Source organism: Methylobacterium sp. Leaf111 (genome assembly GCF_001423285.1).
Classification (GTDB): domain Bacteria; phylum Pseudomonadota; class Alphaproteobacteria; order Rhizobiales; family Beijerinckiaceae; genus Methylobacterium.
In genome coordinates, this window is record NZ_LMNE01000072.1 from 1 (window position 1) to 1,200 (window position 1,200).

General features: G+C 63.7%; 1 protein-coding gene. It reads right to left on the reverse strand.

Annotated elements, in window-relative coordinates; translation table 11 throughout:
- Window positions 1–264: 264 nt before the first annotated feature.
- Window positions 265–1,155: a glucose-1-phosphate thymidylyltransferase RfbA gene (gene rfbA, locus ASF41_RS21440; RefSeq protein WP_056496879.1), complete on the reverse strand. Its 891-nt coding sequence runs from the start codon at window positions 1,153–1,155 to the stop codon at window positions 265–267.
- Window positions 1,156–1,200: the final 45 nt, after the last annotated feature.

The following is a 1,200-nucleotide window of genomic DNA, read 5'->3' on the forward strand; positions in this document are numbered from 1 at the left end:
GATGTCTGCTTCATCTTCGCTCCTCAGGGGCTACGATGAACCAGCCATCCTCCGTTCGTGAAGACCCTCAATCTGTCCCACAGGTGCTGACGTCGGACACCGCATCGAAAGCAGGAGTAGGTCAGAATTTACAGAACGATTTTTTACCAGAAAAATTAATTGAGGTTGAGCGATTAGGCCGGTATGAGTCCCAAGCTTTATTCCGACGAAACCTTGCTTTCCGTCGATTCCTTGAGCTCATCAATCAAGCACATAGGTTCTAAGTCATCGCACCAGGAGTGCGGCTTGATTTTCCTGTGCGAGTTTGAGGAGGTTCTGTCCGTAGGCGGTCTTGGCGAAGAGCTTGCCGCGGGCGATGAGCTGCTCCTTGCCGATGAAGCCCTGCAGGTAGGCGATCTCCTCCAGGCAGGCCACCTGCAGGCCCTGGCGGTGCTGGAGGGTGCGCACGAACTCGGCCGCCTCCAGCAGGCTGTCATGGGTGCCCGTATCGAGCCAGGCATAGCCCCGGCTCATGCGCTCCACGTGCAGCTGCCCGCGCTCGAGATAGGTCTCGTTGACGCTGGTGATCTCGAGCTCGCCCCGGGCCGAGGGCGTCACCGCCGCGGCGATGTCGAGGACCTGGTTGTCGTAGAAGTACAGGCCCGTCACCGCCCAGGGGCTCTCGGGGGTCACCGGCTTCTCGACGAGGCGCAGGGGCCGCCCGTCCGGGCCGAGGGTGACCACGCCGTAGGCCGAGGGATCGTCGACGTGGTAGGCGAACACCGTGGCGCCGCTCGCGCGCGCCCGGGCTTGGGCCAGCATCTCACGCATGCCCGAGCCGAAGAACAGGTTGTCGCCCAGCACCAGGGCGACGCTGTCCGCACCCACGAAGTCGCGCCCGATCAGGAAGGCCTGGGCCAGGCCCTCCGGCCGGGGCTGGATCGCGTAGCTGAAGGACAGCCCGAACTGCTCGCCCGTGCCGAACAGGCGCTGGTAGTTGTCCAGGTGCTCGGGGCTGGAGATGATCAGGATCTCGCGGATGCCTGCCAGCATCAGCACCGAGACCGGGTAGTAGATCATCGGCTTGTCGTAGACCGGCAGCAGCTGCTTGTTGATCGACAGCGTGGCCGGGTGCAGGCGCGTGCCCGTGCCGCCGGCCAGAACGATCCCCTTCATGCCTGTGTCTCCGTCGTTGTCCGTTCAGGGCCGACCAGCCGGTCG